Source organism: Amedibacillus sp. YH-ame10, assembly GCF_053848885.1.
Window position 1 is genome coordinate 95,353 of sequence record NZ_JBSPFA010000003.1, and the last position, 13,485, is coordinate 108,837.

At 35.6% G+C, this 13,485-nt stretch carries 11 protein-coding genes; 10 read left to right on the forward strand and 1 reads right to left on the reverse strand.

What is annotated here, in order from left to right; genetic code table 11:
- Positions 1 to 192 precede the first annotated feature (192 nt).
- The 5 genes from ACWG42_RS02175 (at position 193) to ACWG42_RS02195 (ending at position 5,628) form a co-directional block, all read left to right on the forward strand.
- On the forward strand, positions 193 to 657 hold the full coding sequence (locus ACWG42_RS02175) for a DUF2798 domain-containing protein (protein ID WP_455789862.1): 465 nt from the start codon (positions 193 to 195) through the stop codon (positions 655 to 657).
- A 94-nt stretch (positions 658 to 751) separates the two neighbouring features.
- The gene (locus tag ACWG42_RS02180) at positions 752 to 1,309 is read left to right on the forward strand and encodes a TetR/AcrR family transcriptional regulator (RefSeq protein ID WP_455789863.1); all 558 of its coding nucleotides are present in this window, start codon (positions 752 to 754) and stop codon (positions 1,307 to 1,309) included.
- A gap of 252 nt (positions 1,310 to 1,561) precedes the next feature.
- Positions 1,562 to 2,794, forward strand: a complete 1,233-nt coding sequence (purD, locus tag ACWG42_RS02185) for a phosphoribosylamine--glycine ligase (protein ID WP_455789864.1) — start codon at positions 1,562 to 1,564, stop codon at positions 2,792 to 2,794.
- Positions 2,795 to 2,805: 11 nt separating this feature from the next.
- Positions 2,806 to 4,476, forward strand: coding sequence for a formate--tetrahydrofolate ligase (locus ACWG42_RS02190; RefSeq protein ID WP_455789865.1), 1,671 nt, complete (start codon positions 2,806 to 2,808; stop codon positions 4,474 to 4,476).
- Positions 4,477 to 4,599: 123 nt separating this feature from the next.
- Entirely contained in the window at positions 4,600 to 5,628 is a 1,029-nt protein-coding gene (locus tag ACWG42_RS02195; protein ID WP_455789866.1) for an Rpn family recombination-promoting nuclease/putative transposase, read from the forward strand.
- Between the two features lie 150 nt (positions 5,629 to 5,778).
- On the opposite strand, the gene ACWG42_RS02200 is transcribed toward ACWG42_RS02195, so the two are convergent.
- Positions 5,779 to 6,633 carry a helix-turn-helix domain-containing protein gene (locus ACWG42_RS02200; protein ID WP_455789867.1) on the reverse strand — a complete coding sequence of 285 codons (855 nt, stop codon included), beginning with the start codon at positions 6,631 to 6,633 and terminating at the stop codon, positions 5,779 to 5,781.
- Positions 6,634 to 6,770: 137 nt separating this feature from the next.
- Between ACWG42_RS02200 and ACWG42_RS02205 the strand changes: the two genes are divergently transcribed.
- From ACWG42_RS02205 to ACWG42_RS02225, 5 genes are all read left to right on the forward strand, one after another.
- Complete coding sequence (locus tag ACWG42_RS02205) at positions 6,771 to 8,387, forward strand: xylulokinase (RefSeq protein WP_455789868.1); 1,617 nt, start codon at positions 6,771 to 6,773, stop codon at positions 8,385 to 8,387.
- Positions 8,384 to 9,865: an L-arabinose isomerase gene (araA, locus tag ACWG42_RS02210; protein ID WP_455789869.1), complete on the forward strand. Its 1,482-nt coding sequence runs from the start codon at positions 8,384 to 8,386 to the stop codon at positions 9,863 to 9,865. The genes ACWG42_RS02205 and araA overlap by 4 nt, the downstream gene beginning before the upstream one ends.
- 12 nt (positions 9,866 to 9,877) lie before the next feature.
- On the forward strand, positions 9,878 to 10,579 hold the full coding sequence (locus ACWG42_RS02215; protein ID WP_455789870.1) for an L-ribulose-5-phosphate 4-epimerase: 702 nt from the start codon (positions 9,878 to 9,880) through the stop codon (positions 10,577 to 10,579).
- Between the two features lie 8 nt (positions 10,580 to 10,587).
- Complete coding sequence (locus ACWG42_RS02220) at positions 10,588 to 11,598, forward strand: aldose epimerase family protein (protein ID WP_455789871.1); 1,011 nt, start codon at positions 10,588 to 10,590, stop codon at positions 11,596 to 11,598.
- A 367-nt stretch (positions 11,599 to 11,965) separates the two neighbouring features.
- Positions 11,966 to 13,477, forward strand: coding sequence for a peptide MFS transporter (locus ACWG42_RS02225; protein WP_455789872.1), 1,512 nt, complete (start codon positions 11,966 to 11,968; stop codon positions 13,475 to 13,477).
- The last annotated feature ends 8 nt before the right edge of the window (positions 13,478 to 13,485 follow it).

The window sequence follows — 13,485 nt, forward strand, 5'->3', positions numbered from 1 at the left end:
AATTCTTTATCATGTACATTCATGATTGAGAAGGGCCTTGAGCACTTTTTATATAATGTAAAATAAATGCTTACATAGAATAAAAAAATATGATATTATCTACGACGGTGTATAAAAGTATTTTGGTATAAATTAGAAACCGCACAAGTTGCGTGAAACAACACAATATACAGTACAATAGGAGGTTTCTTTATGCCAAAAACAAAATTACAAAGCTTTATTTTTACGCTTGCCATGGCGTTTATCATGGTGTACGCAATGATATGTTATAATATTTCCCTTGCACTTGGTGGAATGACAAATCAAGTATTTATACTTGCGTTTCATGAAATGATGATTATGTGGCCGATTGCGATTATACTTGAGTTCTTTATCATTGAAAAACTAGCAACTCACATGACGTTCAAACTTGTAGATCCTAAACAAGATCGTCCATTTTTTATTCGTTTAGTGTTATGTTCTGTAATCGTATGTCTTATGTGCCCCATCATGAGCTTTATCGCAACGCTTTTATTTAAGAATGCAGGTGTAGAAATCATTGGTGTATGGCTACAAACAACCGCAATGAATTTCCCAATGGCTTTAGGATGGCAAATATTTTTTGGTGGAGCATTCGTTCGATGGATGTTTAAAAAGATTTCCCAAGCAAAAGCATAAGATACATGCCGATTGTGGATAAAACATTCCTACTATACTTCAATCTTAAGTGTGCTATACTATATGCATATTTCAGGAGCAAGGAGATGGTTCAATGTCCACAACTACCAAAAAAGCACTGGCTTCATCATTGAAAAACAAGCTCATAGAGAAGCCACTAGATAAAATTACAATCACAGACTTATGCGAAGAATGTGGAGTCAATCGACAAACGTTTTATTATCACTTTCAAGATATATACGATTTGATTGAATGGATATATACCGATGAAGCTAGTAGAGTGATTGCGGATAAGAAATCTTATCGTAACTGGGAAGAAGGATATCTACGTATTTTTGAATATGCACTAGAAGAGAAAGATTTTGCGATAAGCACATATCACTCAATCAGTCGTGAACATTTAGAAAATTTTTTATATCGTGAAACGTATCAAGTTCTTTATCATGTGATAGAAGAAATGAGCAAACATCTTTCTATACGCGAAGAGGACAAATCGTTTATTGCGAACTTTTATAAGTATGCTTTTGTTGGAATTATACTTGATTGGGTGAGACGGGGAATGGTAGAAAATCCACAATATATTGTGAAAGAAACTGCTATCCTTATGGAGGGGAATGTTGCCCAAGCAATCAAACGGTTTTGTACGAAATAAATGCTTTTTATGAACATAGTAAAGTCTTTGTAGAATTTGTACAGGGACTTTTTTTAATCATAGGAGTAAAAAAATGTATAGGGTATTTGTCTTAGAAAAAAGAGGATTTCTAGCTTCTATTAGATAAATGTGATAGGAATGCATTTACCTTATCCGATTTCATTGTAAAGTTTCATGAAATAAAGTAAAATAATAATGTATTTTGAATTGAAACTATATAAACTAAAGTGAATTGGAAAGGATATGAGGCAAATGAAAGTATTGGTAATTGGTAAGGGTGGAAGAGAACATGCTCTTGTTCATGCAGTTAGTAGAAGTGCACGTGTAAAGAAAATTTATGCAGCTCCTGGAAATCCAGGAATGGCAAATTTGGCAGAGTGTGTTAATATCGCGGATAATGATATCGAAGGATTAACAAAATTTGCGAAAGAAAATGAAATTGATTTGACCATTGTTGGTCCTGAACATACCCTATCGTTAGGTGTTGTAGATGCGTTCCAAAAAGAGGGGTTAAAGATTTTTGGACCTACGAAGGATGCTGCACAAGTAGAATCAAGCAAAGATTTCTCAAAACAAATTATGGATAAATACGGAATTCCAACAGCAGCATATCAAACGTTCCATAACAAAGCAGATGCTATTTGCTATGTGGAAAAACATGGTGCTCCAATTGTTATAAAAGAAGATGGATTGAAAGCGGGAAAAGGTGTAACCGTTGCTCAGGATATTCAAGAAGCAATTGAAGCACTTGATATTGCTTTTGATATTCCAGGAAATAAGGTAGTTATAGAAGAATGTTTAGTAGGGTTTGAATTTTCTTTAATTTGTTTCGTATGTGATGATTTAGTACTTCCTTGTGAAATTGCACAAGATCATAAATGTGCATATGATGGAGATAAAGGACCTAATACTGGGGGTATGGGAGTATATTCACCAGTCAAAAAGATTACTGAGGACATCATTGATGAAGCTATGAATAATGTTATGATTCCAATGGCAAAAGCAATGGTGAAAGAAGGATATCCATTCACAGGGTTCTTGTATGGTGGAATGATGTTAACTAAACACGGTGTAAAAACGATTGAATTTAATGCTCGCTTTGGAGACCCTGAGGCAGAAGTTATCTTGCCTCGTTTAAAAACAGATATATGTGATGTAATTGAAAATATCATGAATCATAGTAAAACAGAATTAGAATGGGATAAAAATGTAACGCTTGGCGTTGTTATGGCAAGTGAGGGATATCCTGCTAGTTCAACAAAAGGTGCTGTTATTGAAGGCTTAGATAAGATAGATTCTATGGTCTTCCATATGGGAACCTCAATGCATGATGGAAAGATTGTAACTGATGGAGGGCGTGTATTAACAATAACTGCTAGTGCACCTACATTAGAAGAAGCGTATGATAAAGCATATGCAGATGTTCACGCTATAGCATGTGATAAATTATTCTATCGTAATGATATCGGAAAGAAAGATATGTAGGAGGGGCTTTTATGTTTAAGACAGATTTAGAAATTGCGCAAGAATGCAAGTTAGAAAACATCAAGGATGTTGCCGCAAAAATTGGCGTAGAAGAAAGTGATTTAGAATACTATGGAAATTATAAAGCTAAAGTTTCTTTAGATTTATTGAATCGCAATGCGGATAAAGAAGATGGGAAATTGATTTTAGTAACTGCGATCAATCCAACAAAGGCTGGAGAAGGAAAATCTACAACAACCGTTGGATTGGGAGATGCTTTAAATAAAATTGGTAAAAAGACAATGATTGCCTTACGTGAACCTTCTTTAGGACCTGTTTTTGGTCTAAAGGGTGGAGCTGCAGGTGGAGGATATGCACAAGTAGTTCCAATGGAAGATATCAACCTTCACTTCACAGGAGATATGCATGCTATTACCACTACAAATAACTTAATAAGTGCATGTTTAGATAATCATATTCATCAAGGAAATGAATTGGATATCGATATTGAAAATATTACTTGGAAACGTTGTTTAGATATGAATGATCGCTCTCTTCGCTCTATTGAAATAGGACAAGGACCAAAAGCAAATGGTGTAGAACGTCATGATGGATTTAATATTACAGTAGCTTCTGAAGTAATGGCTGTATTATGTTTATCAACATCTTTGATGGATTTAAAAAGACGTTTAAGTAATATGTTGATTGCTTATAATAGCAAAGGTGAACCTATTTATGTAAAAGATTTAGGAATCGAAGGGGCACTTGCGATGGTATTGAAAGATGCTATTAAACCGAATATGGTACAAACATTAGAACACAACCCAGTGTTGATTCATGGTGGACCATTCGCAAATATAGCGCATGGATGTAATTCTATCCTAGCAACAAAAACTTGTTTGAAGTTAGCTGATTATACAGTAACAGAAGCTGGATTTGGTGCAGATTTAGGTGCAGAAAAATTCTTAGATATTAAATGCCGTTTCGGTGGTTTAAAGCCAAGCGCAGTTGTGATAGTTGCGACCATTCGTGCATTGAAACAACATGGTAATGTTGCATATGAAGATTTAAAAGAAGAAAATGTAGAAGCAATGTTAGAAGGATGTTCCAACTTAGCAAAACATATCGATACTGTGAAACACTTCGGATTGCCTTATATTATCGCAATCAATGAATTCGCAACAGATACAGCAAAAGAAGTGGAAGCATTAGAAAATTGGTGTAAAGAAAACAACCATCCAATGTCATTGTCTCAAGTTTGGGCAAAAGGTGGAGATGGCGCGATCGATTTAGCGAACCAATTGATCGAACTATGCGATAAAGAAAATAGTTTCGCTCCATTATATGATGTTGAACAATCTATTGAAGAGAAAATAGAAACCATTGTAAAAACAGTATATGGTGGAGATGGTGTTGAGTTTAGCGAAGAAGCAAAAGCACAAATTGAACTTTATAATTCCCTTGGTTGGAATAAGATGCCAATTTGTATGGCTAAGACGCAAATGTCTTTAAGTGATAATGATAAGTTATATGGAGCACCTGCTGGATTTACAATTACAGTGCGTGAACTTCGTCCATCACTTGGCGCAGGATTTATTGTTGCGTTGACTGGAAAAGTGTTAACGATGCCAGGACTTCCAAAGCAACCTGCAGCATTAAACATGGATATTAACGAAGAAGGACATATTGTAGGATTATTCTAGGCGGATCGAAAGATTCGTCTTTTTTTGAATTAATTTAACAAATACGTAAAAATTTTAGGATTTTTGAAATTTATTTCGTATATACCTATGGAAGGGGTATACCCTTTCCAAGGAGGAATCATAATGATGATCACAAAAACTAAAGAAGTAAATTTTCGTAATGATGTATTTTTCAAGTATGCATTAAGCGCAGATGATGAAACATCGAAATTCATTCGTCATACCATCATTGAAGAACTTACGGGAATTCATCCCAAAGAGAGCAAAGTTTTAAATCCGATTATGGATGCGAAAATTATCGGTAAGAAGGGAGTGATATTGGATGTTCATGTGAAAGATGAACAAGGGAATGAATATGATATCGAAATGCAGACAACTTATATTGGATCGTTGGATAATAAAAGATTTCAATTGTATTTAACTAGAATGTTATCGAATCAGTTAAAGAGAGGAGATAATTACAGAAAGTTACAACATGTATATCAAATTGTATTCATAGATGCATATGCTTTATCTAATCATAGATTAATCAATAAGTATGAGTTGAAAGATGAAGATGGAGATCCAATGGGAGGCGATTCACTCATAAGGAGCATCTTCATTCATTTACCTGCAATCGAGCGTATAGCGAAAGAAAAAGGTGCCTTACATATGAGCGGATTTGAACAGCTTTGTTATCTATTTAAAAACAGTGGGAATCGTGATATACTGAAGTCAGATGAAAGGTTGGTGAAAGCAATCATGGAAAAATACGAACATATGCAAGATGATGAAGATCTTTGGTCTATCGCAATGGCAATTGAAATGGGTGAAATGAGAGTGGAAAACCAATTGGAAGAAAGGACTCAAATAGCGCTAGAACAAGGTATGAAACAAGGTATAAAAAAGGGGATGAAAAAGGGTTTGAAGGAAGGCCTTGAAAAGGGTATAGAAAAGGGTATGGAAATGGGCGTCCAACAAGGCATTGAAATCGGTTCTCGTAAAGGTAAAGAAGAAGCATATCTTTCTGTTGTAGCAGATTTGATCATGCAAAAATATGAAACGAATGAAACTGCTTGGTTGTCTACATTGAGCCACGAACAAGCATTAGAAATAACAAAAGTATTTATATCTTGTGAAACGCTATCTGAATTAAAAGAAAAAATTATGTAGTGTATATGTGCGGCAATTAGCTTTTCTAGTAGTTGTTGCACTTTTTTATGTTTTTATTTTTGTATTGGATATAATCTGAAAAAAGGAATACTCAATACCAAATAGTAGGTGTGAGAATTCCTATCGACAATAAACATTGTGTATTTATTTTTATAGCAAAATGGACTCCTTTGAAGTAGGGTCGAAAGGATCATTTAGAACCTTTGTTGTATAGTGATATAAAATATAGTCCTTTGGCATTTGTCGTGGTGTTAATCCAGTGATTTCTTTAAATGTACGATTAAAATGACGTATGGTATCAAACCCGCATTGCATAGATATTTCCGTAACACTATATTTACCCTCTTTCAAGCATTCAATTGCCTTTTCGATACGGATGGTATTTACATAACGTGAAAATGTCATTCCAGAAATTTTATGAAAATATCTGGAAAAATAGGATGTGGATAATCCCATCATATCCGCAGCTTTTGAAAACGTGATGGAATGATATTGTGTTTGAATTTCTTGTAGTAGTTCTTTATAACTTGTAAGGTGATCATCACTATCTACATCAAATTTCTTTATGATTTCCTCATGACGATAAATGTCTAATAACAATGTTTGTAATAGTAACTGGATTTTTTCGATATAGAAAGAATCCTTTTTTTGTTGTTCATGTTTTATGGAATCGAAGATAGTACAAAAATCATAGGGTTGTTTTATGAGTGCTTGCTTGATGACATAAGTATTCATTGTAGAAGGTAAAAAGGAACTATCGTACATTAAAATTTGTACAATGCTATCTTCGTTTGCGTTAATATAATGCACTTGCCCGCTGTGGATAAAGAATAAATCACCATGTTTTAATGTGTACTCTTCATCGTTATGAGAAACGCATACTTCTCCTTCTTCTACATAGATAAGTTCGTGTTCCATATGCCAGTGGGCAATGTTATGAAGATTGCGATAGCGCCCAGCCCATACTCGTTCACTATCTTTGCGTTGTTCAAAATTGGCAAGCATATCATCACCTCTACTTGTATTTTATCCCATAGGACAATAAATGTCTATAAGAGGGCAATGGAATTCTTTTTTTAAGGTGTTTTACAACATATAATCAAGGTGTAAGGGCTCACAGGCGAAAAAGGAGGTTTGTGACTATGGATAAAGGAATTGAAAATGTCCTATTTGGGAATAAGAGTTATTTAGGAATTGAATTTGGTTCTACTCGTATCAAAGCGGTATTGATTGATGAACATCATCGTGTCATTGCGCAAGGAAACCATGATTGGGAAAACAAAATGGTAGATGGTATTTGGACATATGATGTACCTGATGTTATCAAAGGTCTACAAGATTGTTATCATAAATTAAAAATACAAGTAAAAGAAAGATATGATATTGTACTTCGTCATATCGATGGAATTGGTATCAGTGCTATGATGCATGGATATTTAGTGTTTAATGAGCAGGATGAATTATTGGTTCCATTTCGTACATGGAGAAATACCATTACTCAAGAAGCAAGTGAAGCATTAAGTGAAGTGTTCAATTTTCATATTCCACAAAGATGGAGTGTTGCGCACTTGTATCAATCCATCCTGAACAATGAGGAACATGTAAGAAGCATACGTTATCAAACAACACTTGCCGGATATGTGCATTATCGTTTAACTGGAAAAAGAGTACTTGGTATAGGGGAAGCAAGTGGAATGTTTCCAATCGATACAAATAAGGGATGTTTTCATGAGGGTATGCTTGATAACTTTGATGAACTTGTTGCGTCACATGCATTTGATTGGAAGCTAAAAGATATTATGCCAGAGGTTCTATCTGCGGGAGATGATGCAGGTGTGCTAAGTGAAAGTGGAGCTGTGTTATTGGATCCTGAAGGGGATTTAAAAGCAGGTGTTGTATTCTGTCCTCCAGAAGGTGATGCAGGAACGGGAATGATTGCGACCAATAGTATCAAAGAAAAATGTGGAAATGTATCCGCGGGTACAAGCATCTTTGCGATGATCGTATTAGAAAAAGAACTTCAAAAAGCATATGAAGCAATTGATATCGTGACAACACCAGATGGAAAACCAGTCGCCATGGTACATTGTAACAATGGAACATCAGAATTAAACACGTGGGTAAATATGTATAAAGAATTATTAGCAATGTTAAATGTAAAAATATCTACAGAAGAACTATACGATTGTTTATTTCAAAAAGCGATGGAAGGCAATGTTGATGGTGGTGGATTGTTGGCATGCAATTATTTATCAGGAGAGCATATTACTGGATTTGAAGAAGGGTTTCCTATGGTGATTCGAAATCCACAAGGAGAGTTTAATCTTGCGAACTTTATGCTCGTGCAGATGTATTCCTCTATTGCGACATTAAAACTAGGCATGGATATATTGATAAAGGAAGAAAACATAACGATTGAAAACTTATTTGGTCATGGAGGATTCTTTAAGACTTTAGAAGTGGGTCAAAAAATTATGGCTGCAGGTCTACAATCGCCAGTTAGTGTTATGGAAACAGCAGGTGAAGGTGGAGCATGGGGATGTGCTGTATTAGCATCTTATCGTGTGAATCAAAAGAATTATCATAGTTTGTTGGATTACTTAAATAGTAGCGTGTTTGCGAAAACAGAGGTACATACGGTACAACCAGATGGTACTCAACAAGAAGGATTTAACGAATATATGAAACAATACAAGAAATGTTTACATATTGAACGATATGTTATTGATGAAATGCATCAGAAGGAGAGCGAAAAATGAAAACATTAGGTACCTATAAATTCCATTTTATTGTAGGGAGTCAAGACCTTTATGGAGAGGATGTTTTAGCATCCGTAAATGAACATGCGAATATGATGGTGAAAGGATGGAATCAGGATGATAGTATTCCATGTGAAATCGTTTATCATAGCGTGGTACGAAATGAGAAAGAGATATATGATGCCATCTGCCTTGCGAATGCGGATGAAGACTGTGCTGGTGTAATTACATGGATGCATACATTTTCACCAAGTAAAATGTGGATTAAAGGATTCAAAGTTTTGAAGAAGCCCTTGTTGCATATCAATACACAATTCAATCGTGATATTCCTTGGGATAGTATCGATATGGATTTCATGAACTTGAATCAATCTGCGCATGGAGATCGAGAACATGGTTATATCATTACACGAATGAGGCTTTCACAAAAGGTGATTTCAGGGTATTGGGAAGATGTGACAATGCGTAATCGAATGAATAAGTGGATGCGTGCTGCAGTTGGCGCATTTGAAAGTCAAAAGGTAAAGGTATTGCGTATCTCTGATAATATGCGTGAAGTTGCGGTAACGGATGGGGATAAAGTAGAAGCTGCGATTAAATTTGGTTGGACTATCGATCATTATGGTGTTGGAGATATTATTCGTTATGTGGACAATGTAACAGAAGAAGAAATTGATCAACAAATGGAAGAATACAAACGTTTATATACAATTGAAACAGATGATATTGCGTCTATTCGCTATCAAGCAAGAGAAGAGGTCGCAATTGAAAAGTTTATGAAGGAACAAGGGGATTACAATGCGTTCCATACAAACTTCCAAGACTTACAACAGTTACGTCAACTTCCAGGTTTAGCAGCACAGGATTTGATGCGTAAAGGCATGGGGTTCGCAGGTGAAGGAGATTGGAAAACAGCGGCATTGTGTAGAATTATGAAGATGATGTGTGTGGATAAACAAGGTGGAACAGCCTTTATGGAAGATTATACCTATCACTTTGATCCAAAACAGGCTATGAATATGGGGGCACATATGTTAGAGGTATGTCCAAGTGTTGCGGCTGAAAGACCTGCAATTAAGGTAGTACCATTAGGAATCGGAGATCGTGAAGATCCTGCTCGTTTAACATTCAAGGCAAAAGAAGGACCAGCGGTTTTAGCAACCATCGTTGATATGGGAGATCGTTTCCGTATGATTGTGAATGATGTAGTATGTCAAAAACAAGAACATGAAATGCCAAACCTACCTGTTGCGGGTGTATTATGGAAACCACTTCCTAATTTAGAGACAAGTGCAGAAGCGTGGATTTATGCAGGTGGAGCACATCATTCTGTCATTAGTTATGATTTGACCGCAGAAGAATTAGAAGACTTTGCACAGATTATGGATATGGAATTCATACATATTGGTGCACATACAACCATTCCAGAATTGAGAAATGAACTTCGTTGGAATGATGTCATCTGGAAGTTGAAATAGAGGAGAATAGCTATGTTAGAAGAGTTAAAAAAAGAAGTGCTTGAGGCAAACCTTCTATTACCAGTCTATGGACTAGTAACCTTTACTTGGGGGAATGTATCTGGAATTGATCGTGAAAAAGGAATCATCGCGATCAAACCAAGTGGAGTAGAATACGAACATATGAAAGTAGAAGATATTGTACTTTGTGATATGGATGGGAACGTAGTAGAGGGAAATTTAAAACCAAGCAGTGATTTAATGACACATATTGCATTTTATAAAAACTTTCCTAATATTGGTGGTGCAGTGCATACGCATTCTCGTTGGGCAACTTCATTTGCACAAGTAGGACAAGACATTGTAGCGTTAGGAACGACACAAGCTGACTATTTCTATGGTGATATACCATGTACAAGAAAAATGGTAGAAGCTGAAATACAAGGGTCTTATGAGTTAGAAACAGGGAATGTCATTGTGGATACCTTCAAAGAAAGAAATATCAATCCAGATCAAATGCCAGGAGTGCTTGTGCATAGTCATGGTCCATTCTCTTGGGGTACATCACCAGTAGAGGCGGTACATAATGCAAAAGTAATGGAAGAGTGTGCTGCGATGGCATTTGCGGGTGCTGTACTTCAAAATAAAACGGAACGTATGCAACAAGAATTATTGGATAAACATTATTTACGCAAACATGGACCAAATGCGTATTATGGACAAAACCATTCATAGGGACGCATATGATAATTACGAGTGAAGTATTTGATCCAAAGTATAAACATATACGAGAATGGTCTTTAATAAGCGATAAGCTTATTGTGAAAGTTATCAATTTAGGGGCTACGATTACCTCGATTCAATATCTTGATAATCATAGCGATGTAGTATTGGGATATGATAGTATCGATGAATATATGACGTTTGAGAATTACTTTGGTGCAACGATAGGGCGTTGTGCCAATCGTATCAAAGGAGGGTCTTTTACGCTCCATGATGAATGCTATGCATTGGATGTAAATGATCATGGAAATGCATTGCATGGAGGTCTATTAGGCCTTCATGGCAGAATATTTGAGGCTTCCATTGAAAATCAAAAATTAGTATTTCGTTATATAAGCGAAGATCAGGAAGAAGGATATCCAGGAACCATGGAAATTAAGGTGACATTTTCTCTTGTTCATGGGAAATTAGAAGTTAGTTATGATGCGCTAAGTGATAAGGATACTTTGTGTAATCTTACCAACCATTCTTATTTTGCTTTGCAAGGGGAAGGGAATGGTAGTGTGGACCAGCAAATTATAAAAATGAACTGTGATCAATATGCAGAAAATGATGAAGATCGTTTAGTGAGTGGTTGTATCAAAAAGGTAGAAAATACACCATTTGATTTTCGTGATGGGAAACGAATAGAAGAAGGTATCTATTGTAAAGAGGATGAACAAATTCGCTTTGCGAATGGATATGATCATTATTTTATATTTGATTCAACGAAAGAACATGAAGTTAGTATTTATGATGAAACGACAAAACGTAAATTAACAGTAAAGAGTGATATGCCAGGCTTTCATTTCTATGTACCTGACTATGAGAAACCTTGTATTGGTAAGGGTGGAAAAGAGTATGTAGGGCATTGTGCGTGTTGTATAGAAACATCATTTTTTCCAGATGCTATTCATGTGCAAGAAGAACCGGAAACAATCTTAAAAGCAAATACCAAATTTCATAGTGTAACAACATATGAGTTTACATAAGGTGGATATCCACCTTTTCGTTTTGTATTTTTATCAAAGTAACAAAAATCCACTATATATAATATAAGTCCACTTCAATATATTGGGCTTTTTTTATATAATTTTACTATTTTGGTGTATATTTTAGTTTAAAAACACAAGAAAACGATTACATGAGTAATGATAACGCTTGCAGTATAGGGGATAGAGAAATAACAAAAATGCAATTTTTTTACTGATATTTTATAAAATAAGTAACAAAAGTGCACCTATTGTAAGAAAAATAGGTCGACGAACGTGTTTGAAAACCTCTATAATTTAGAAGTCAAGAACGAGTCGACAATCCTAGGAAGATTCTTGAAAATGATATGAATGTGAGGAAAAGAATATGACAAATGAAAACGTAGAAATCAACAAACAGGTTGATCCTCAATTGGAAGCCGTATATTATGACAAAAAATTCTTCGGTCATCCAAGAGGTTTAGGGGCACTAGCAGCAGGAAACTTTTTTAACTCTTTTGCATGGGGTGGTGTATATGCAATCTTAATTTATTATCTATATAGTCCATACACCAAGGGACTTGGTTTCTCTGAAGGGCAAGCAGCAAGTATGATCGCAGCAATGGGTGCTTGTAATTCATTATTCGTAATTGTAGGTAGTTGGTTATCTGATCGTGTCTTGGGACCTCGTAGAGCGTTGGTTGTAGGGAATATCGTCAAGGCTATTGCGTTCGGTTTATTGGCAGTGCCTGCATTCTCATTAACACAAGGTAGAGTGTTTGCGGTATTATCTTTAATCTTAATGTCTTTACCAATTATGGGTGCAGCAAATCCATCTATGACAGGGATGTTATACCGTGGAGATGATGATGGAAGACGTGATGCGGCATTTACAATTCACAATGTAGCAAATGCAATCACTGGTATGGTTTCACCAATTCTTATTGGATTTATCGGTATGAGCGATTATCATTTAGGATTCTTCCTTAGTGCGTTAGCAGCATTAGCATATGGACTTGTTATTTTGTTTACAGGAAAACGTTTCTTCGGTACCATTGGAGAACATCCTGCAAATCCAGTACCAAAACCTGAATTGAAAAAAGTATTGAGCATATTCGGCGTAGTTGTAGTAGTAGGTATTGCGGCGATTCTAATATCGGTTCAAATGAAAGTCATGGACTTCGATGGAATACTTAATATTATAACTACATTCTCATTCGTAGTTCCTATGGTGTTCTTATACAAATTATATACAAACAAAAAGATTCCAAGCCACGAACACAAAAAGATGAAACCGTTCTTAAAAATCTTCTGTGTACAATGTGTTGTAGCCTTAACAGCAGTTCTATTGAACACAGCTTTAGCAGTGTTTGTGGAAGCGAAAATCAACCGTACATTCTTGGGATTTGAATTTGCTCCAGCTACCTTCACATCCATTTATAATTTAGCAGGATTGATTATGGGGGCCGTATTCGTTTACATTTGGGGTTCTACTAAATTTGGTAAATTAAAAGTAACAAGAAAATTCTCTATTGGTATCTTTGTGAATGCTGCAGCATATGCCATCTTAGCAATCCCTGTATTAACTGGTGGAAAAGGAACTCTATTCTCACCTCTATGGGTTGTAGGATACTATATCATCTTAACTGTTGGGGATAACTTCATCAATCCAATTGGTGTATCCATGACAGCAAAACTAGCGCCAAAATCATATGAAACACAGATGCAATCTGCTTGGCAACAATCCAACTCTATTGCGAATGGTATTAGTATCATAGCGTTCAAATTCTTTGTGACTGCAGATCAACAGATGATGATCTTCCCAATCATGGTGGTATTGCTTATTGTAACTGGATTATGCTTAATCAAAATGTCTAAGAAAATTGATCAAATTGTATAGTGAGGTAT

Excerpts from the sequence above, each read along its gene's own strand:
- ACWG42_RS02175 (WP_455789862.1), top strand. The coding sequence starts at position 193 with ATGCCAAAAACAAAATTACAAAGCTTTATTTTTACGCTTGCCATGGCG.
- ACWG42_RS02180 (WP_455789863.1), top strand. The coding sequence starts at position 752 with ATGTCCACAACTACCAAAAAAGCACTGGCTTCATCATTGAAAAACAAG.
- purD (WP_455789864.1), top strand. The coding sequence starts at position 1,562 with ATGAAAGTATTGGTAATTGGTAAGGGTGGAAGAGAACATGCTCTTGTT.
- ACWG42_RS02190 (WP_455789865.1), top strand. The coding sequence starts at position 2,806 with ATGTTTAAGACAGATTTAGAAATTGCGCAAGAATGCAAGTTAGAAAAC.
- ACWG42_RS02195 (WP_455789866.1), top strand. The coding sequence starts at position 4,600 with ATGATGATCACAAAAACTAAAGAAGTAAATTTTCGTAATGATGTATTT.
- ACWG42_RS02200 (WP_455789867.1), bottom strand. The coding sequence starts at position 6,633 with ATGCTTGCCAATTTTGAACAACGCAAAGATAGTGAACGAGTATGGGCT.
- ACWG42_RS02205 (WP_455789868.1), top strand. The coding sequence starts at position 6,771 with ATGGATAAAGGAATTGAAAATGTCCTATTTGGGAATAAGAGTTATTTA.
- araA (WP_455789869.1), top strand. The coding sequence starts at position 8,384 with ATGAAAACATTAGGTACCTATAAATTCCATTTTATTGTAGGGAGTCAA.
- ACWG42_RS02215 (WP_455789870.1), top strand. The coding sequence starts at position 9,878 with ATGTTAGAAGAGTTAAAAAAAGAAGTGCTTGAGGCAAACCTTCTATTA.
- ACWG42_RS02220 (WP_455789871.1), top strand. The coding sequence starts at position 10,588 with ATGATAATTACGAGTGAAGTATTTGATCCAAAGTATAAACATATACGA.
- ACWG42_RS02225 (WP_455789872.1), top strand. The coding sequence starts at position 11,966 with ATGACAAATGAAAACGTAGAAATCAACAAACAGGTTGATCCTCAATTG.